Below are 17,250 nucleotides of genomic sequence, written 5' to 3'. Positions count from 1 at the left end.
ATGGACTTCCTCAGCCCGCTGATCGACGTCTTTGCCCTGCCGTTCATGACCCGGGCCCTCTTCGTGCTGGGTGCGCTCAGCCTGGTAGCCGGCGTCGTCGGGGTGCTGGTCAACCTGCGGGGCCTCGAGTTCATCAGCGACGGTCTCACCCACGCGGTCTTCCCCGGCATCGCGATCGGCTTCGTCTGGGGTGGGCGCGAGGGGCTGTTCGCCGGCGCGATGGTCGCCGCCCTGTTCGCAGCGGTCATCCTCACCCTGATCGTGCGCCAGTCCGTGTCCTCGGATGCCGCGATCGCCATCGTCTTCACCGCCATGTTCAGCGTGGGCATCATCCTGGTCTCCCGCGAGACGAACTACGTCGGCCAGCTGGAGCAGCTTCTCTTCGGCCGCCTCCTCACGGTCAGCCCGAATGAGGTCGTGCAGACCGTCGCCATCTGCCTCGTGGCGCTGGTCCTGATCGGGCTCACGCTCAAGGAGGAGGTGTTCCGCGCCTTCGACCGGGTCGGCTTCGCCGCGGCCGGCTACCGCACGCTCGCGCTCGACCTCGTGCTCAACGTGGCCATCGCCCTCGTGGTCGTCGCGGCCTCCAGCGCCGTCGGCAACCTCCTCGTCCTGGCCGTGTTGATCGTGCCCGGCGCCGTGGCCCGGCTCATCACTGACCGGCTCTGGCTGCTGTTCCCGATCGCGGCCTGTTTCGCGGCCCTCGGTGCCTGGCTTGGGCTCGTGCTCGGTTTCCAGGCATCCGTGCAGGCCGGTCTCGACCTGCCCAGCGGCGCGACCGTGGTGCTGGTGCTGGTCGCCGGCTACGCCGTGGTGCTGCTGTTGCGCCTGTCCATCGACGGTCTTCGGCGGCTGGGTTCGCCCCGTCTGCGGCCGCAGCACACCACGCCGCCGCGCACCCCGCCGCCGCTGTCCCCGCAGCCGCGCACCCCGCCGCCGCACGAACAGCTGGTGACGTGATGGGCTACTTCGAGAAGGCACTCCTCGCGTCCGCCGTGATCGGCGCCCTCAGCGGGCTGGTCGGATCCCTCGTCGTATTGCGCCGCCGCACTTTCTTCGCCCAGGCCCTCACCCACGCCACCTTCCCGGGCGCCGTGACCGCCACGATCGTCGGCGTGAGCATCCCACTCGGGGCGGCCCTGGCGAGCATCCTCATCGTCGGCATCATGACCCTGATCGGCCGGGTGAAGCGGCAGGGCACCCAGGTGGCGTCCGGCATCCTGCTCACCGCGGGCTTCGCGCTCGGCGTGCTTCTGCAGGCCCTCAACCCGTCGCTGCCGGTGCAGGTCGACTCCTACCTGGTCGGGTCGGTCCTCACCGTCACGACCGGTGACGTCTGGCTGGCCGTCGGCGTGCTCGGGGTGGCCGTGGCCGTGATGGTGCTGCTGGGCAAGGAGATCCTGTTCTCCACCTTCGACCCGAGCGGATTCCGCGCCGCCGGATTCCGGGAATGGCCGATCGAGCTGCTCACCCTCGCCCTGATCACCGCCACCGTGGTCACCGCAATGCCGGCCGTCGGGGCGATCCTCGCGATCGCGCTGATCGCGGCCCCGGCCGCCGCCGCGCGCCTGGTCACGCGCACCGCCACCCAGATCCTGGTTCTCGCGCCGGTGCTGGGCGCGGCCGCCGGCCTGGTCGGAGTGCTCCTGTCCCGGGCGATCGACGTGGCCGCCGGGCCGGCGATCGCCCTCACCGCGGCCGTCTTCTTCCTGGTGGCCCTGGGCGGTCGCCGGCTGGTCCGGGCGCGGTTACGGTTGAAAGCATGAAGCGGAACACCTGGCAGCGCGAGGCCGTGCGCACCGCGCTCAGCGACGCCGAGGGATTCGTCAGCGCCCAGGGTCTGCACGCCAGCCTGCACGCCACCGGTTCGCCCATCGGCCTGGCCACGGTGTACCGGGCCCTGGCCGACCTGGCCGGCGAGGGCGAGGCCGACTCGCTGCAGTCGCCCGACGGTGAGGCGCTCTACCGCGCCTGCAGCACGACCGACCACCACCACCACCTGATCTGCCGCAACTGCGGACAAACCGTCGAGATCGAAGCGGACGCCGTGGAGAACTGGGCCAAGAACGTGGCCGCCGAGCACGGCTTCAGCCAGGCCGCCCACGTGGTCGACGTGTTCGGTCTCTGCGCGGCCTGCTCCGCCGCATCCGTGGACTAGGCCCACCGCCGCGCGCCCACCGCCGCGCGCCCACCGCCGCGCGCCGGACTCGTCCTCGTCCCGAACGAATTCGACGGAGATTCTGCCCCCACAACCCGGTTTTGCCGGTTTTAGGGCCTGAATCGGCAAAATCTCCGTCGAATTGGTTCAGTTTGCGCTGGGGGAGAGCACCGCGTAATATTAAACGCTGCTGCGCATATCTGTGCGTGCACTGCTGGTTCGCTCGCTTCCGCTTCGCGGGAGTGTCGTCATGCCAGCCGACAAGAGATCTTGGGAAGGGCATTCGCCCTTCGGTATTGGAGGAGAACCATGGCAGCTACTTGCCAGGTGACCGGAGCCGTCCCCGGCTTCGGACACAACATTTCGCACTCGCACCGACGCACCAAGCGTCGCTTCGACCCGAACGTTCAGACCAAGAAGTACTACGTACCGTCGCTTCGCCGCAACGTCACGCTGACCCTGTCCGTCAAGGGCATCAAGGTGATCGACGCTCGTGGCATTGAATCGGTCGTCAAGGACCTTCTCGCTCGTGGGGAGAAAATCTAATGGCCAAGCAGCATGACGTCCGCCCGATCATCAAGCTCCGTTCGACGGCCGGCACCGGTTACACCTACGTGACCAAGAAGAACCGTCGCAACGACCCCGACCGTCTCGTACTCAAAAAGTACGACCCCGTAGTGCGCAAGCACGTCGACTTCCGTGAGGAGCGCTAAAAATGGCGAAGAAGAGCATGATTGCCAAGAACAACCAGCGCAAGGTTATCGTCGAGCGCTACGCCGCGAAGCGCCTTGAGCTCAAAAAGGCCCTCGTCAACCCGGCCGGCACCGATGAGTCCCGCGAAGCTGCTCGCCTCGGCCTGCAGAAGCTTCCCCGCAACGCGTCGCCGGTTCGCCTGCGCAACCGCGACGCGGTCGATGGACGTCCCCGTGGACACCTCAGCAAGTTCGGAATCTCGCGCGTGCGTTTCCGCGACATGGCTCACCGCGGCGAACTGCCCGGCATCACCAAGTCCAGCTGGTAACACCGCACCAAGCCGCTTAGCCGGTCATTCGGAACCTCGGTTCTGAAGCGAGAGGATGTCGACTCCGGTCGGCATCCTCTTTTTTTCGCCCACAGCGAAAATGAAGCCGTTACGGCAGCCAAACCGGCTGGAAACGCCGCAAATCCGCGGAATTCCGCGGTTGTCTGCTAGATTCAACCCGGTCCAACCGGCCAAACGGAGTCGCTCCTCGGAGCGTCGCCCGCAATACGTGAATCCCTGTTTTTACAGACAAAGGTCCGAGGAGGACACTCAATGGCTGACAAGTCGCTGAACAAGACCGAGCTCGTTGCCAAGGTTGCCGCAGACTCTGGCCAGAGCCAGGCTGCAGTTGACAGCGTTCTGAACGCTTTCTTTGCAACTCTCGCCGACACCGTCGCGAACGACGGCAAGGTCACGATCCCGGGCTGGCTCGGAGTCGAGCGCACCGCTACCGCAGCGCGCACCGGCCGCAACCCGCAGACCGGCGAAGAGATCGCCATCGCCGCGGGCCACCGCGTCAAGCTGACCGCTGGTAGCAAGCTCAAGGCTGCCGCCAAGTAGGTCGCGAACCAAGAAAGCAGGGCGTCGGCTTCGGTCGGCGCCCTGCTTTCGTCTGTGACGTCACACGTCAGCGAGCCTCGTGCAGCGTGCGTCCACCGGGCACGGTTAGGCTGAGTCAGTGCTTCGTCTCGTGCGTATCTCCGGTCCGGCAGTGCTCCTGCTGGTCGCGACGCTGGCGACGCTCGTCGCGCTAGCCTATGGCGGGGGCGCTTCGGCGCAACTGCTGGCCGATCCGGGACCAGTCGTGCGGTGGGGTCTCCCGCTGGCCAAGCTCCTCGTCAACCTCAGCGCCGCCGGCACCATCGGCGCCCTCGTGCTCACCCTTTTCGCCCTGAGCCCTCGGGAACCCGAATACAACGCGGCCCTCGATTTCGCCGCTGGGTCCGCCGCTGTCTTCACCGTGGCATCCGCCCTCACCGGTTTCTTCACCTTCCTGCAGGTGACGACCATTCCGCTCAGCTTCGATGACCGGTTCAGCGCCACCGCCGGACAGTTCTTCAGCGACATCGAGATCGGCCAGGCCTGGCTGATCACCACCCTGATCGCGGCCTTCGTCACCGTCTTGTGTTTCGCGGTGCGTTCACTGACCGGGCTCGTCTTCGTCACGGTCCTCGCCGTGGGTGCCCTGGTGCCGATTGCACTACAGGGGCACGCGGCCGGCGCCGAGGGGCACGACGTGGCCATCACCGCCCTGGGTCTGCACCTGGTCTTCGCCGCGGTCTGGCTGGGCGGGCTGCTGACCATCATCGTGCTGCGCAAGCAGTTGGCCGGCGGCCGCCTCGATCCGGTCATCGCGCGCTACTCCTCGCTCGCCCTCGTTTCCTTCATCGTCGTCGCTGCGTCCGGCTACGTCGGCGCCGAACTGCGGTTGGGTGCCTGGGACCGGCTGCTCTCGCCCTATGGCATCCTCGTTCTGGTCAAGGTCTTCGCCCTCACCGTGCTCGGCGCGTTCGGCGTGCTGCAACGCCGGTACGTGATCGGGCGGATGCTGCGGAGCACCCCCGCAGACGCCCAGACCCCCGCACCCCGCCGGAGCGTCTGGTTCTGGTGGCTCATCGTCACGGAACTGGCGTTCATGGGGCTCGCCTCCGGGGCTGCCGCCGCCCTCGCCAAGACCGCGACGCCGGTCGAGCAGATCACGGCGACCGAGATCCCCACCTCGACGCCCGCCCAGATCCTGACCGGCGAGCTCCTGCCGCCGCCGCTCACTTTCAGCCGCTACTTCACCGAGTGGAACTTCGACCTGGCCTGGGTGCTGTTCTGCGTGTTCGGCATCTTCTTCTACGTGTCCGGGGTGCGCCGCCTGGCCCGCCGCGGCGATAAGTGGCCCGTCTTCCGCACCGTGCTCTGGGTGACCGGCATGCTGATCCTGTTCTACATCACCAACGGCGGCGCGAACCTCTACGCGAAGTACCTCTTCTCCTCCCACATGCTCATGCACATGGCCCTGACCATGCTCGTGCCCGTCTTTCTGGTTCCCGGGGCGCCGGTCACTCTCGCCGCCCGGGCCATCCGCAAGCGGCAGGATGGCAGCCGCGGCGCCCGCGAGTGGATCCTGTTGGCCGTGCACTCGACGTACGCGGGGTTCCTGGCCAATCCGCTGGTCGCAGCCGTGCTCTTCGCCGGTTCACTCTGGGTGTTCTATTACTCCTCGCTATTCAGCTGGGCGACGACCGACCACATCGGCCACGAGTGGATGATCGTGCACTTCCTGATCACCGGCTACCTGTTCGTGCAGTCGCTGATCGGCATCGACCCGGTGCCCTACCGCCTGCCCTACGCCGGCCGCCTGCTGCTTCTTCTGGGCACGATGGCCTTCCACGCCTTCTTCGGTGTCACCATGATGACGGGCACCGGGCTGCTCCTCTCCGACTGGTACGGGGCCATGGGGCGCGATTGGGGGCTCAGCGGCATCGAGGACCAGCAGATGGGCGGTGGCATCGCCTGGAGCGTCGGCGAGATCCCAACGATCGCCCTGGCCATTGCGGTGGCCATCCAATGGAGCCGCAGCGACGAGAAGGAAACCCGCCGCAAGGACCGAAACGCCGCCCGCACGGGCGACGCCGAACTGCTCCAGTACAACGCAGGCCTGGCCCGCCTCGCCGCGCACGACCGCTCGGAGTAGCAAGAAAGCGTTCAGCAGGGCAGCCGCCGCCGGTCAGCGCAGCTGGAGGGCGAGCGACCCGTCCGGGTTCACGGTCACGCTGATCGCGACTGCAAAGGCCACGTCCTCATCCCGCACCTCGACATCGCCGTCGAAAAGCGACTGCACCTCCACCACGATGTGCGCCTGCCCCTCGGTGTCGGGCATCTCGAAGGTGGAGTCGCCGGCCACGAGGGTGACTGGGGGATACTGGGCGATCGACCAGATCGGGTCGTCCCGCACCCGGTCGTTGATCTCGATGCCGAATGGGCAGTTCGTGGGCTGCAACACCTGTTGCGTGGTGCAATCGTCGAGGAAACGGTCCAGCTCGGCCTGGACCTGACCGATGAATTGGGCGTTGGGCTGGGCGTCGACCGTGACATCCGTCACCCCGGACGCGACGACCGGCACCGTCTGCGAGGCCGCGTCGAGCAGGGTGGAGGAGTGCTCGAACGAGTAGAGGGCTGGTGCGAAGGCCAGGTAGGCCGCCTGGTTCGAGAACGTTTCCGGCGCGCCATCGGCGGCGTGCGCACGCGTGTCGAGGGTCAGCCTGTTCACCGAGAACGTGGCCTGGTGCAGCACGTTCACTCGCAGCACGGCCAGCGGGCTGGTGGTGAAGCGCCAGCTGTCGAAAACGCCGAAGAACGTGCCGGCGCTCTCCACCTGGAAGGTCATCGCCGCGGGTGTGCCGTTCAGCCGGAACTCGTAGTCGACCGTGTGCCGTCCATCGGCCGACTCGTCGTCAGCGGTCAGACGGATGTCGGTGAGCTCCCCCAGCACGGAGTTCCGCAGCAGGGTGTCCGGCAGGTCCTTCGGCAGCGCGGCCGCTTCGAGCTCCGCAGCCGTGGGTCTGACCCCGGGAAGCAGCAGCGCACCGGCGGTGTCTTTGCGGGCCAGGGCGTCGAGATACTGCCCCACGAAGCTGCCGGCGCTGTAGAGGTCGCGGTTGAGCGACCCGATCGTCGCGACCAGGCCTGCGCCGAGGAGGGCGGCAACGATGACCACGGCCACGATGGCGCGCCGCTCGTTACGCCGGCGCCTGCCGTCCCGGTTGCTCACCCCCACATCCTACGGGGCCGGTTCTCCCCCAACCCGTAGACCGGGGCCGACGCGTGCAGCCGGGCCGGATACAGTGGTATGTCCCGTCCGCACCCCATCGAAAGCGCCCCCCGTGTCTGAGATTCCGCTGTCGCGCGAGCAGGCCGAAGTGTTCGAGGCCATCGAGGGAACCCGGCAGAACGTGTTCGTGACCGGGCGCGCCGGCACCGGCAAGTCGACGCTGCTCAATCACCTCGCCTGGAACACGAGCAAGCAGATCGTGATTGCCGCTCCCACCGGGGTGGCGGCCTTGAACGTCGGCGGCCAGACCATCCACTCCCTGTTCCGCCTGCCGATCGGCGTGATCGCCGACAACGCGATCGACCAGTCCGACCAGGTACGCAAACTGCTCAACACGATCGACACGGTCGTCATCGACGAGGTGTCGATGGTCAACGCCGACCTAATGGATGCGATCGACCGCAGCCTGCGTCAGGCGCGGCAACGGCCGAACGACACGTTCGGCGGCGCGCAGATCGTGCTTTTCGGCGACCCGTACCAGCTGGCCCCGGTCCCGGGGGATTCCGACGAGCGTGCCTACTTCGCGGACACCTACCGGTCGATGTGGTTCTTCGACGCGAAGGTCTGGCAGGGGGCCGACCTGCGCATCTTCGAGCTCACCGAGGTGCACCGGCAGCGCGACGCCGACTTCAAACACATGCTCAACGCGGTGCGGCACGGGCAGGTCACGGCCGAGATCGGCGGCGCGCTCAACGCCGCGGGCGCCCGCACCCCGCCGAGGGAGGGCGTGATCACGCTGGCCACCCGCAACGATTCCGTGAACCGGATCAACGCATCCGCTCTCAAACGCCTCCCCGGCAAGGCGCTGACCGCCAAGGCCGACGTCACCGGCGACTTCGGCGGGCGCACATTCCCCGCCGACGAGGTGCTCGAGCTGAAGGTCGGGGCGCAGGTCATGTTTCTGCGCAACGACTCCAACCAGGACGGCGGCCCGCGCTGGGTGAACGGCAGCATCGGCACCGTCACTCGGGTCGATTCGACGGTGTACGTGGACATCGACGGCGAAACGCACGAGGTCGAACCGGCGGTGTGGGAGAAGTTCAAGTACACCTACAACCCGACCACGAAGAAGCTGCGCAAAGACGTCGTCGCCGAGTTCACGCAGTTCCCGTTGCGGCTGGCGTGGGCGGTCACCATCCACAAATCGCAGGGCGCCACCTATGAACGCGCGGTCGTCGACCTCGGCGCGCGCGTGTTCAGCCCCGGCCAGACCTATGTGGCCCTCAGCCGGCTGACCAGCCTGGACGGCCTTTATCTGACCCGTCCGCTGCGCCCGAGCGACATGATCGTGGACGAGAACGTGCAGCGGTTCATGCGCGGCCCGCGCCCTACCGAGACCCCCTGCCCGGTCACCCTCGCCGACTAGCCCCGTGTTTACCGCCGCGGCTGCCCTTCTCGCGGCTGCCTCTCCCGCCGCTGCCTACGAACCAATTCGACGGAGATTTTGCCGAAAACGGTGCAGAACAGCCCAAAACTAGAGTCTCTAGCCCAAAATCACCGTCGAATTCGTTAGGGACGAGGGCGGCAGTAGGGGCAAGAGCGAGAGCCGGGGGGCCGCCGGCAGCAATACGGTGCGGCCGGACGGCGGCGTGGGTACACTCCCTCGTGCAGGGGCGCTCCTGTGTGGGCCGCGACGCGACGGGGGTCAGGCGATGAAGCTCGGACAGGCACCGATCAGCCAGGCCGCAGCCGGCCTTGTACCAGCCGGCTCCGCACCTCGTCACGCGAGCCCCCGCACACGCCACCACCGCGTGCCGGCTCTCGTCGTGAGTGCCGCCCTCGTGCTGACGGCGTGCACCGCGGCGACGGATGCGTCCCCGGAGGCCCGCGCGCAGGCGGCGGCCCCGTTCTCGTCCAAGGTCACGTCCCGGCTGGATGACGTGCTCGCCGAAGCGAAGACCCTGTCCGGTTCCTCGGGGGCCATTGCCGGTGTCTGGGCGCCGTGGGCCGGCACCTGGGTCGCGTCGCCCGGGTCCGTCTCGAGGACGACACCGGGTGCCCTCACCCCGGAGATGCGATTCCGGATCGGCACCAACACGACGGCGCTCACCTGCACGGTGCTGCTCCGGCTCGTCGAGGAGGGGCAGGTGCGCTTGGAGGATCCGGTGTCCGACTACGTGCCCCGGGTGGTGGGGCTGGACAAAATCACCCTCGGGCAGCTTTGCCGCAACACGTCCGGCCTGGCCGATCACGCCTCCCTGATGGCTCCGCAGATTATGGCCAACCCCAGTCGCAAATGGTCGACGCGCGAAGTCATCGCGAGCGGCACGGGCGCACCTCGGGTGGCGCTGCCCGGCGGAATCTGGTCCGCGTCGGATACCGGGGTCGTGCTGCTCGGTCTCGCCCTGCAGCAGGCAACCCGACGCGACTGGCCGTGGCTCTACCGGCACTACGTGTTCGAACCGCTGGGCATGACGAACACCAGCCTGCCATCGCCGGGCGAGCTTGCGATCCCGGGGCCGAGTCCCCGCGGCTATGCCGCGGCCCTTGATCCGGTCGGCAGGGCCCGCTGTGGGAGCGTGCTCGATGTAACGCAGCTGTCGCCTTCGGTGGGCGGAGTGGCGGCGGGGGCGGTCTCGAACCTCGACGACCTGAAGATCTGGGCGCAGGCGCTGGCCGCGGGGACCCTCCTGTCGAAAACATCGACGGATGCGCAGTGGGCGCCGGTTCTGCCGGGTGCCGGAGCCCTCTCCTGGCATCGACACGGCCTCGGGGTCGAGCGGTTCGGCCCGCTGCTCGGTCAGTCCGGGGAGATCCCCGGTTTCATTTCGGCGGCGATGGCCGACCCGGTCAGCGGACTCACGGTAGTGGTCGCCTTCAACAATTCGACCTCCGGCCGCGGGTTCGCCGAGGCGGTCGCCCGCCGACTTGCCGCGGTCGCCGGCGCTGCGCCCGCGTCCGGAGAGGTGCCGGCACCCCAGCTGAACCTGCCCTGGACCGAAAACCAAGTCGCCGGCGAAATCCGGGCTGTCGCCGTCTGCGGATCGCAGCAGCCGGACTAGAAGGGCTGCCGGGCCCAGCGAGACCCGGGAATTATCTTTGGCCCGCAGCCGGTCAGTGGTGGGAGTGCGGTGCGCCGGGCAGAACGGCGGGGCCCGAGTGACCGGGGGACCCGTGCGGGACCGCCTGCGTGCCGGCATCCGTCGCGGCCAGGGCCGGAGTGGTCAGGCCGGAAACCAGCAGGCCGCCGAGCGTCAGCGCGGCCAGGAAACGCCAGCCCTGCGGTGCGGGTTCGGTCGCCCCGGTCACCCCGGCAGGAGTGTCGAATGCCGCCGCCCGGCATCTGGCACGCCGCCGGGTGAGGGCAAGGGAGACGGCCACGAACACGCCGAACAGGGTGGCGATGGACATCGGGAAGACCGGCAGCACTGTGGCGTCGGCTGGCACCGCCGAGGTGCTGCGGAGCGCCACCATTGCAGCCCAAACGACGCCCGGGAGAAGGGCGGCGACGAGGGCCTGGTTCGGCCAAAGATGCCTTCCTCGCACGAGCGTCGCCACACCCCAGCAGAGCTCGGCGACGCCGAGCCCGACGAAGGTGACGGCGAGCAGGGCTGGAGCGCCGGCGCCCACGGCCAGGTGAATAATCCCTGCCCCGAGGGCGGCGAAAGCGATCCAGAGGCGCGTGATCTGCGTCATGGGATTCCTGTCCGCGGTGTGGGTGGCGCGCGTGGGCTAGACGGTGACCGTGCGCGGTACGGTCTTGTCGGCTGCGAGACCGGCTCCAAGCAGCACGATGGCGCTGGTCAGATGCAGGAAGTGGTCGGCCGTGTTGAGGGCGAGGATGTTGAGCGCGGTGTCGGCGATGAAGAAACCGACAATTCCGAGGAGCAGGTACACCGCACCGACCGTGGTGTTGACGGCCTTCGCGGCGGGGGCCGTGGCTAGACCGGCGATCAACAGTGCTGCGCCGATCAGGAGGTGGGCCGTGTTGTGGAGAGGGTTGACCGCGAAGATGCCGAGAAGCAGGCCGCCATCGGTGGCGAAGAAGTCGACGCCGCCGGTCACGAAGAAGCCGAGCACGCCGACCAGAACGTAGACGGCACCGAAAACAGTGGCAATGATGCGGTTGGGGGATGTACGCATGAGAAGACCTCCAGTAGATGTCACGGTGCATCCGTGCTCGCCCATTGTTCGGAATCAACGACGGTTCGGTTTGGCCGGGCACCGGTGCGTAGCCGTGACCGCCGGATAGGATCACCGGATGGGAATCAGCGCGGATACAAAAGATTGGACCTGGGTGCTGGAGCGCCCCTGCCCGGAGTGCGGTTTCTCCGCCGCCGACGTCGATTTCGCGCACATTCCGCGGCTGGTGCGCGAGAACGCGGCCCGCTGGCAGCCGGTGCTGCAGCGAACGGATGTCGCGTCGCGCCCCGACGAGCAGACCTGGTCTGCCCTGGAATACGCGGCCCATGTTCGCGACGTGTTCCGCATCTTCGACGAGCGTCTCACCCTCATGCTCGCCGAGGACGACCCGGCTTTCCCGAACTGGGACCAGGACGCCACCGCGGTGATGGAGCGCTATAACGAGCAGGAGCCGGCGGTCGTGGCCCGCGAACTCGCCGAGGCCGCGGCATCCGTCGCAGGCTCCTTCGCCGCCGTTTCGCCCGCAGACCAGGGCCGAACCGGTCGCCGCAGCGACGGTGCCCGGTTCACCGTCACCACGATGGGGCAATATTTCGTGCACGATCCGGTGCACCACCTGCACGACGTCGCCGGCGACTGACGCCACCGGCACGCAGAATACCGGCAATCGGTTGTCAGCAGGCACAAGTCAACAAAAAAAAGCACGAACGAACCGGCGCACCCCCTAATAGTGCGCCCGTTCGTTCGCGCTTGTCGCGCTGCCGTGACTTAGGCCCGGCGACGACGCCCCGTGAGAGCGCCGTAGATCACGAGAACGATGACGGAGCCGGCGATGGCGAGAAGCCAGGTCGAGATGTCGAAGAAGTTCTCGAGACCGGTGCCGAAGATGACCGAGCCGAGGAAACCACCGAGGAACGCGCCGAGCACGCCGAGGATGAGGGTGATGACCCAGCCGCCGCCCTGGTTGCCCGGCAGGATTGCCTTGGCGATTGCGCCGGCGATGAGTCCGAGAATAAGGAATCCGATGAAGCCCATAATTTGTCCTTGCGTCTTTCTGTTGTTTGCGAACTGATGAGGGTAAGTTCTGGTCAAGTGGAGAAAAGAGCCGGACTAGTCCGGGGTGTCTGCCTCGTCGACGTCCGCGACCGTGTCATCTGACGCCTGGTGCACGTCCTTGACGGTCACATCGACCGAGGTGACCTGCATGCCGACGATTGTCTCGATCGCCGTCTCGACCGCGTTGCGCACTGCGCCCGCGACCTTCTGCAGTTCATGCGGGTACTCGACGACGATGGAGATCGCGATGGATGCCGCGGCGCCCTCGGTGGTGACGCTCACCCCGGGGGAGAGGTCGGCGACGCTGAGGGCTTCCCGGATGGCGCCGAGAGCCCTGGCCGCGCTTCCGCCGAGCGCGTGAACGCCCGGCACCTCGCGTGCGGCGATGCCGGCTACCTTCGCGACGACGCCATCGGCGATGACAGTCGTCCCTGGTCCGGTTGAAGGGACGGCTGGTCGTGCGGAGGTCGTCTGTTCAACGATGGCGTGCTCCAATCTGTCGCGGCGCGTGGCACGAGCCGGGCGACACTAGTATGACGTGGGTCGACGGGAATTCGTCACGCTAGCGCCGAAAGAAAGTTTTTGCGGGGCAGTCCCGAAGGTCGGTTCTCAGGCCGAAACCGCGAACACGACGGTCGTCGTGTGGCTCTGGCCAGCGTCCAGACGTACCTGGTCCCGGCGCACGTTCGCGGTTTCCACGCAGACCATGCCGGGCCACTCGTCGTCGCCGAAGTCGCTCATCCGGGCGGCCTTGTCGGCCCAGGGGTTCCAGACCACGGTGCTGTCGGATCCGTCGGATTCGATCGTGACGGTGCGGCCGTCCGGGTCGGCGACGGTGGCGCTGCCGCGGCTGCCCAGATAGAGGCGGTCCGTCTCGGTGCCGAAGCCCAGGGGGTTGTTCTCCGCGGGCTCGGTCAGAGCGGTCAGCTGGTTCAGGAACGCGGTGCCCTGCAGCCCCGAGACCGTCGTGCCGCGCACATCGCTCACTCGCAGATAGGTGTGCAGCGCTTCTTCGTAGCTGAGCGCATCCGTCTCCCGGTTGGTCACCCGGAGGGCGAGGGTCAGGCGGGCGCCGACGGTGACCGTGTAGCGGGCCTCGAAGCGGTGGGGCCAAGCCGAGGTGCGTGTGGCGGGAGTGTCGGTGAGGCTGAAGGTGAGCACGACGTCGTCGTCGGATTCGTGGGCATCCACGAGCTCCCACTCGATCAGGCGGGCGAAACCGTGCGACGGCGCGGCCGGGTCGAGCGCGTTCGCACCGAACCAGGGGAAGCAGATCGGCACGCCGCCGCGGATCGCGGCGGTGGCCTCGAACCGGCTCAGGTCGCTCAGGAAAAGCACTGGCCGGCCGCCGGCCGGGGTGAAGTCGGTGACGTGCGCGCCGTGCAGGTAGATCTCGGCGGAGCCGGCGCGACCGACCACTCTCACCACGGTGAGACCACCGCGGCCCTCTCCGATTCGAACGGATGCGGGCAGAGACCTGGGTGCAGCGCTTACGGAGGACATGAGCCCATTTTCGCGCTTCCCGCGACCGAGCGCCTAATGCCGATCGACGCCCCGCTGGGCAGGGTCACTGAAATCGCCTTCGACCCGAACCACTAGGCGCCATGGATGCGCAGGGGGAGTAACCGCAGCGGCTGACGTGACTCCTCGAGTCGCGTCGGCCGCTGTGTCAGCCGGTCAGGCCCCCGCCCAGAGGCGGTCAATCGCGCAGGTACTGCTCCAGGCACGGCACCTTCAGCAGGGCCAGTGCGCGCTTCTCGATCTGGCGCACCCGTTCCCGGGTCACGCCCTGAACGACGGCGATCTGGTCCAGCGTTTGGGGCGCGCCCCCGTCGAGACCGAACCGGGACATCAGGATCGACCGCTCCCGCGGCGGCAGGGCACTCATGTAGAAAACGATGTCCGAAGCCCGCATGGTGAGCACGGCGTGCTCCTCGGGCTGGGGCAGGTCGTCGTCGATGATCAGCTCGGAGATGTCGCCGAGACCGTCGCCCACCGGCGACTGCAGGGACATCGGCTCGTTGTCATAGCGCAGCAGGCGCATCACGTCGGCCGGCAGGATCTGCGAGGCCTCGGAGAGCTCCGCCACGGTGGGTTCGCGGTCGAGGGTGCTGGTGAGGTCTCGGCGGATGCGCTTGATCTTGTTGAGCTTCTCCGCGGTGTGCACGGGGATGCGGATCATGCGGGATTTGTCNTGAAGTCGTATTTTTCGACGGCGCGGACGAGGCCGATGTTGCCGTCCTGCACGAGGTCCATGATGGGCATTCCGCGTCCGGAGTAGTGCTTGGCGATGCTGACCACCAGGCGCAGATTCGCTTCGATGAAGTGGTTCTTCGCGCGGCGGCCGTCATGGGCAAGCCAGGCCAGCTCGCGGAGGAGAGAGGGTTCAATTTCGCCCTGCTCGCTGCGTTGCTCGGCGAACAGGCCGACTTCGATGCGTCTGGCCAGGTCGACCTCGTCCTCGGCGGTGAGGAGCGAAACGCTGCCGATTTTTCTCAGGTAGTCGCCGAACGCGTCCGTCGCTGCACGGTTATACGTGGCAACGGATGATGCATGTGCGGTAATGGTCATGGGTTCCTCCAGTTCGGGCTGGAACATCAGTACATATCCTGGGCGGGACTGCGTCGAGGGCCTTGACTCGGCCGGGAAGAAACCGAATAATGCTCGAGAACTGAATCAACCGTGCAGGGCGACATAGGTGATCAGGTCTCGCACCGTTGTGACAACCGCGTAGTCGCGCTCGGGGATGTCAACGCCTGTCGCCTCGTGGATCGTCTCGATCAGCCGCAAGAAGTCCAGCGGGTCGAGTTCCAGATCCTGGCGCAATCGCGCGCCCTCGTCGAGATCGTCGGTGTCGACATCCGGCGCCACCTGGTGGATGGCCGCATACACGGCCGCTCGGGCCTCCTGTTCGGTCTGTTCGGTCATAGCTCCTCCGGGTTCTGCAACAGTTCGTCGATCCGGGCGAGGAATCGCCCGCCGCGCAGTCCGTCACTGACGCGGTGGTCGGCGGCCAGGGTGGCCGTGATGGCGGGACGCGCGCCGAGCAGGCCGTTCCGGGCCCACGGCTCCTCCCGCACCCGGCCGAAACCCACCAGGGCGACCTGTGGCGGGTAGATCGCGCCGAAGACGCTCTCGACGCCGAGATCACCGAGATTGGTGACGGTCAGGGTCGGGTCGGCCATCTCCGCGCGCTGCAGCCGACCGCCGCGCGCCCGGCTCACCAGGTCCCGCAGCTGTTTCATCAGCACCTCCAGCGGCAGGGTTCCGCGTCGTGCGGCGCGGGGGCAACCAGGCCGCCCCGGCGCAGTGCCACGGCTACGCCCAGGTGCACTGCGGCGCTCGGTTGGAAGGAACCCTCGGTGAAGAAGCCGTTGACCTCGGGGACGTCCCTGGCGGCCAGCGCGGAGGCCTTCAGGAGCAGGGCGGCCGGCACGAGCCGCTCAGCGATCGGGCGGGCGGAGTTGTACTGCTCCATCCGCGCCAGTGCCGCCCGCAAATCCAGGGTGGTGCTCAGGTAGTAGTGCGGGATGGTCTTCTTCGAGCGCGCCATCAGCGACCCGATGGCGCGGAGCAGGCCCGCGGCCCGCTCGGCAGCGTCCGTTGGAGCGGCGGTTGGCCCGGCGGTTGGTGCGACCACTGGTGCGGCGGCCGGCTCTGCGACGGGTGGCGCGGTGGTGACGCTGCGCACGTCGGCCTCGGTGACGGCGCCCCCGGCGCCGGTGCCCGGCACGACTGCCAGGTCCACGCCGAGACTCTCGGCGACGCGCCGCGCGAGCGGGGAGGACCGCACCCGGCGGACCGTCAGCGGGGTTGCTGCCGGGGCAGACGGTTGTTCGGCAGGCGGCCGGTGCCGGGCAGGCGGTTGTTCGGCGGTCGACAGCGCGGTTGCGGCCTGCTCCACGTTGGCCCGGGTGAGGGCGCCGTGCTTCCCGGTTCCGTGCAACGCGTCGGTGTCGACGCCGAGCCGGTGTGCAAGCTGGCGCACAGGGGGAGACACGAAGCCCGGCACCGGGACCGCCCGGGCGAGCGCCGGGGCCGGCGCGGACGTGGTCGGCACCGTGGGCTCGACCTCGGCCGCCGGGGTCTGGGTGATCCGGGCGAGTGGTGCGCCGACCGGAACGGTCGTGCCGACCTCGACGAGCAGCTCGGCGACCACGCCCTCCTCGAATGACTCCACGTCGATGTCCGCCTTCTCGGTGTCGACGACGGCGACCATGTCGCCGCGATGCACGTAGTCGCCCGGCTTGACCAGCCACTCCACCACCCGGCCCTGCTCCATGTCCGCGCCGAGCGCCGGCATCCGGAACTCACCCACGGGTGCCCACCGCCTCCCGGGCGGCGGCGATGACGCGTGCGGCCGATGGCGGGGCGGCCTGCTCCAGGTGCCGGGCGTAGGGCAGCGGCACCTCGGCGCTGCAGACCCGGCCGACCGGAGAATCCAGGTCGAAGAAGGCTGTTTCGGTGATGCGGGCGCTGATCTCGGCCGAGATGCTGCCGCTGCGCCAGCCTTCGTCGATCACGACCGCGGTGTCGATGTCGACCGCGCCGGCGTCATCGTCGAGCTCGCCGGCAGTGTTGTAGAGCGAACCATGCTCGAAGATCAGCACCGGGTCAGGGTCTTGCAGGGCGCTCCACAGCATCCCGCGGGCGTCGGCCAGGGACGACGGGGTGAGGATACGCAGGCCCGGGATGTGTGCGTACCAGCCCTCGAGGCCGTGCGAGTGTTGGGCGGCCAGCTGGCGCCCGGCGCCGGTGGTCATGCGGATCACCACGGGCACACTGAACTGCCCGCCCGACATGTAGGACAGGGTCGCCGCGTTGTTCATGATCTGGCCGAGGGTGAGCAGACTGAAGTTGACGGTCATGATCTCGACGATCGGGCGCATCCCGCCCTGGGCCGCGCCGATCCCGGCCCCCACGAACCCGGTTTCCGAGAGCGGGGCGTCCCGGATGCGTTCGGGCCCGAATTCCTCGAGCAGACCCAGGCTCACCGCGAAGCAGCCGCCGTAGGCCCCGACGTCTTCCCCCGTCATGAACACCCGGTCATCGCGCGCCATCGCCTCCCGGATGGCCGCCCGCATGGCCTCGCGATAGGTGGTTTTCATC

General features: G+C 68.0%; 23 protein-coding genes. 11 read left to right on the top strand and 12 right to left on the bottom strand.

Annotation, left to right across the window (positions count from 1 at the left end):
* The 8 genes from CXY82_RS04290 to CXY82_RS04255 all read left to right on the top strand — a co-directional run bounded on the left by CXY82_RS04290 (position 1) and on the right by CXY82_RS04255 (position 5,865).
* Positions 1-960 (top strand): metal ABC transporter permease, encoded by a 960-nt coding sequence (locus tag CXY82_RS04290; protein ID WP_104169829.1) that lies wholly within the window; start codon positions 1-3, stop codon positions 958-960.
* Entirely contained in the window at positions 960-1,766 is an 807-nt protein-coding gene (locus tag CXY82_RS04285; RefSeq protein ID WP_104169828.1) for a metal ABC transporter permease, read from the top strand. The genes CXY82_RS04290 and CXY82_RS04285 overlap by 1 nt, the downstream gene beginning before the upstream one ends.
* Entirely contained in the window at positions 1,763-2,158 is a 396-nt protein-coding gene (locus tag CXY82_RS04280) for a Fur family transcriptional regulator (protein WP_104169827.1), read from the top strand. Before CXY82_RS04285 ends, CXY82_RS04280 begins: the two co-directional genes overlap by 4 nt.
* A 309-nt stretch (positions 2,159-2,467) precedes the next feature.
* Positions 2,468-2,704, top strand: a complete 237-nt coding sequence (gene rpmB, locus CXY82_RS04275; RefSeq protein ID WP_104099753.1) for a 50S ribosomal protein L28 — start codon at positions 2,468-2,470, stop codon at positions 2,702-2,704.
* Positions 2,704-2,871 carry a 50S ribosomal protein L33 gene (gene rpmG, locus CXY82_RS04270; RefSeq protein ID WP_104099752.1) on the top strand — a complete coding sequence of 56 codons (168 nt, stop codon included), beginning with the start codon at positions 2,704-2,706 and terminating at the stop codon, positions 2,869-2,871. The genes rpmB and rpmG overlap by 1 nt, the downstream gene beginning before the upstream one ends.
* 2 nt (positions 2,872-2,873) lie before the next feature.
* A complete protein-coding gene (gene rpsN, locus CXY82_RS04265; protein WP_104099751.1) occupies positions 2,874-3,179 on the top strand; it encodes a 30S ribosomal protein S14 in 306 nt (101 codons plus the stop codon).
* Between the two features lie 273 nt (positions 3,180-3,452).
* Complete coding sequence (locus tag CXY82_RS04260) at positions 3,453-3,740, top strand: HU family DNA-binding protein (protein WP_104099750.1); 288 nt, start codon at positions 3,453-3,455, stop codon at positions 3,738-3,740.
* A 118-nt stretch (positions 3,741-3,858) separates the two neighbouring features.
* On the top strand, positions 3,859-5,865 hold the full coding sequence (locus CXY82_RS04255; protein WP_199180880.1) for a cytochrome c oxidase assembly protein: 2,007 nt from the start codon (positions 3,859-3,861) through the stop codon (positions 5,863-5,865).
* Positions 5,866-5,898: 33 nt separating this feature from the next.
* Here the strand turns inward: CXY82_RS04255 and CXY82_RS04250 are convergent, their stop codons facing one another.
* On the bottom strand, positions 5,899-6,942 hold the full coding sequence (locus tag CXY82_RS04250; RefSeq protein WP_104169826.1) for a hypothetical protein: 1,044 nt from the start codon (positions 6,940-6,942) through the stop codon (positions 5,899-5,901).
* A 112-nt stretch (positions 6,943-7,054) separates the two neighbouring features.
* Here CXY82_RS04250 and CXY82_RS04245 point away from each other — a divergent pair, with 112 nt between their 5' ends.
* On the top strand, positions 7,055-8,368 hold the full coding sequence (locus CXY82_RS04245) for an ATP-dependent RecD-like DNA helicase (protein WP_104169825.1): 1,314 nt from the start codon (positions 7,055-7,057) through the stop codon (positions 8,366-8,368).
* 286 nt (positions 8,369-8,654) lie between these two features.
* Complete coding sequence (locus CXY82_RS04240) at positions 8,655-10,004, top strand: serine hydrolase (protein ID WP_146069050.1); 1,350 nt, start codon at positions 8,655-8,657, stop codon at positions 10,002-10,004.
* Positions 10,005-10,056: 52 nt separating this feature from the next.
* Here CXY82_RS04240 and CXY82_RS04235 read toward each other — a convergent pair whose 3' ends face one another.
* Both CXY82_RS04235 and CXY82_RS04230 read right to left on the bottom strand, forming a co-directional pair.
* Positions 10,057-10,638, bottom strand: a complete 582-nt coding sequence (locus CXY82_RS04235) for a hypothetical protein (RefSeq protein WP_104169823.1) — start codon at positions 10,636-10,638, stop codon at positions 10,057-10,059.
* A 36-nt stretch (positions 10,639-10,674) separates the two neighbouring features.
* Positions 10,675-11,085 carry a DUF4383 domain-containing protein gene (locus tag CXY82_RS04230; protein WP_104099744.1) on the bottom strand — a complete coding sequence of 137 codons (411 nt, stop codon included), beginning with the start codon at positions 11,083-11,085 and terminating at the stop codon, positions 10,675-10,677.
* 118 nt (positions 11,086-11,203) lie between these two features.
* On the opposite strand from CXY82_RS04230, the gene CXY82_RS04225 reads away from it, so the two are divergent.
* Positions 11,204-11,725, top strand: a complete 522-nt coding sequence (locus CXY82_RS04225) for a DinB family protein (RefSeq protein WP_104169822.1) — start codon at positions 11,204-11,206, stop codon at positions 11,723-11,725.
* 128 nt (positions 11,726-11,853) lie between these two features.
* On the opposite strand, the gene CXY82_RS04220 is transcribed toward CXY82_RS04225, so the two are convergent.
* The 9 genes from CXY82_RS04220 to CXY82_RS04190 form a co-directional block, all read right to left on the bottom strand.
* Entirely contained in the window at positions 11,854-12,120 is a 267-nt protein-coding gene (locus CXY82_RS04220) for a GlsB/YeaQ/YmgE family stress response membrane protein (RefSeq protein ID WP_104099742.1), read from the bottom strand.
* 75 nt (positions 12,121-12,195) lie between these two features.
* Positions 12,196-12,636 carry an Asp23/Gls24 family envelope stress response protein gene (locus CXY82_RS04215; RefSeq protein ID WP_104169821.1) on the bottom strand — a complete coding sequence of 147 codons (441 nt, stop codon included), beginning with the start codon at positions 12,634-12,636 and terminating at the stop codon, positions 12,196-12,198.
* Between the two features lie 114 nt (positions 12,637-12,750).
* On the bottom strand, positions 12,751-13,644 hold the full coding sequence (locus CXY82_RS04210; RefSeq protein ID WP_104169820.1) for a D-hexose-6-phosphate mutarotase: 894 nt from the start codon (positions 13,642-13,644) through the stop codon (positions 12,751-12,753).
* 196 nt (positions 13,645-13,840) lie between these two features.
* Positions 13,841-14,323: a sigma-70 domain-containing protein gene (locus CXY82_RS17870; protein WP_233199197.1), complete on the bottom strand. Its 483-nt coding sequence runs from the start codon at positions 14,321-14,323 to the stop codon at positions 13,841-13,843.
* Complete coding sequence (locus CXY82_RS17865; protein ID WP_233199196.1) at positions 14,320-14,739, bottom strand: sigma factor; 420 nt, start codon at positions 14,737-14,739, stop codon at positions 14,320-14,322. Before CXY82_RS17865 ends, CXY82_RS17870 begins: the two co-directional genes overlap by 4 nt.
* A 78-nt stretch (positions 14,740-14,817) precedes the next feature.
* Positions 14,818-15,069 (bottom strand): acyl carrier protein, encoded by a 252-nt coding sequence (locus CXY82_RS04200; RefSeq protein WP_104169819.1) that lies wholly within the window; start codon positions 15,067-15,069, stop codon positions 14,818-14,820.
* Positions 15,066-15,386: a 2-oxo acid dehydrogenase subunit E2 gene (locus CXY82_RS18265; protein WP_255408569.1), complete on the bottom strand. Its 321-nt coding sequence runs from the start codon at positions 15,384-15,386 to the stop codon at positions 15,066-15,068. The genes CXY82_RS04200 and CXY82_RS18265 overlap by 4 nt, the downstream gene beginning before the upstream one ends.
* A complete protein-coding gene (locus CXY82_RS04195; protein ID WP_255408568.1) occupies positions 15,386-16,459 on the bottom strand; it encodes an E3 binding domain-containing protein in 1,074 nt (357 codons plus the stop codon). The genes CXY82_RS18265 and CXY82_RS04195 overlap by 1 nt, the downstream gene beginning before the upstream one ends.
* Positions 16,452-17,249 carry an alpha-ketoacid dehydrogenase subunit beta gene (locus CXY82_RS04190; protein ID WP_104169818.1) on the bottom strand — a complete coding sequence of 266 codons (798 nt, stop codon included), beginning with the start codon at positions 17,247-17,249 and terminating at the stop codon, positions 16,452-16,454. The genes CXY82_RS04195 and CXY82_RS04190 overlap by 8 nt, the downstream gene beginning before the upstream one ends.
* Position 17,250: the final 1 nt, after the last annotated feature.

The sequence above is a fragment of the Cryobacterium sp. M23 genome (assembly GCF_002929655.1).
GTDB lineage: Bacteria > Actinomycetota > Actinomycetes > Actinomycetales > Microbacteriaceae > Cryobacterium > Cryobacterium sandaracinum.
Note: the sequence above shows the minus strand (reverse complement) of the source record. Positions and strands in the feature narration are given on the sequence as shown.

Excerpts from the sequence above, each read along its gene's own strand:
- CXY82_RS04260 (WP_104099750.1), top strand. The coding sequence starts at position 3,453 with ATGGCTGACAAGTCGCTGAACAAGACCGAGCTCGTTGCCAAGGTTGCC.
- CXY82_RS04220 (WP_104099742.1), bottom strand. The coding sequence starts at position 12,120 with ATGGGCTTCATCGGATTCCTTATTCTCGGACTCATCGCCGGCGCAATC.
- rpmG (WP_104099752.1), top strand. The coding sequence starts at position 2,704 with ATGGCCAAGCAGCATGACGTCCGCCCGATCATCAAGCTCCGTTCGACG.
- rpsN (WP_104099751.1), top strand. The coding sequence starts at position 2,874 with ATGGCGAAGAAGAGCATGATTGCCAAGAACAACCAGCGCAAGGTTATC.
- CXY82_RS17870 (WP_233199197.1), bottom strand. The coding sequence starts at position 14,323 with ATGATCCGCATCCCCGTGCACACCGCGGAGAAGCTCAACAAGATCAAG.
- rpmB (WP_104099753.1), top strand. The coding sequence starts at position 2,468 with ATGGCAGCTACTTGCCAGGTGACCGGAGCCGTCCCCGGCTTCGGACAC.
- CXY82_RS04280 (WP_104169827.1), top strand. The coding sequence starts at position 1,763 with ATGAAGCGGAACACCTGGCAGCGCGAGGCCGTGCGCACCGCGCTCAGC.
- CXY82_RS04290 (WP_104169829.1), top strand. The coding sequence starts at position 1 with ATGGACTTCCTCAGCCCGCTGATCGACGTCTTTGCCCTGCCGTTCATG.
- CXY82_RS04225 (WP_104169822.1), top strand. The coding sequence starts at position 11,204 with ATGGGAATCAGCGCGGATACAAAAGATTGGACCTGGGTGCTGGAGCGC.
- CXY82_RS18265 (WP_255408569.1), bottom strand. The coding sequence starts at position 15,386 with ATGAAACAGCTGCGGGACCTGGTGAGCCGGGCGCGCGGCGGTCGGCTG.
- CXY82_RS04210 (WP_104169820.1), bottom strand. The coding sequence starts at position 13,644 with ATGTCCTCCGTAAGCGCTGCACCCAGGTCTCTGCCCGCATCCGTTCGA.
- CXY82_RS04230 (WP_104099744.1), bottom strand. The coding sequence starts at position 11,085 with ATGCGTACATCCCCCAACCGCATCATTGCCACTGTTTTCGGTGCCGTC.
- CXY82_RS04240 (WP_146069050.1), top strand. The coding sequence starts at position 8,655 with ATGAAGCTCGGACAGGCACCGATCAGCCAGGCCGCAGCCGGCCTTGTA.
- CXY82_RS04235 (WP_104169823.1), bottom strand. The coding sequence starts at position 10,638 with ATGACGCAGATCACGCGCCTCTGGATCGCTTTCGCCGCCCTCGGGGCA.
- CXY82_RS04285 (WP_104169828.1), top strand. The coding sequence starts at position 960 with ATGGGCTACTTCGAGAAGGCACTCCTCGCGTCCGCCGTGATCGGCGCC.
- CXY82_RS04200 (WP_104169819.1), bottom strand. The coding sequence starts at position 15,069 with ATGACCGAACAGACCGAACAGGAGGCCCGAGCGGCCGTGTATGCGGCC.
- CXY82_RS04190 (WP_104169818.1), bottom strand. The coding sequence starts at position 17,249 with ATGAAAACCACCTATCGCGAGGCCATGCGGGCGGCCATCCGGGAGGCG.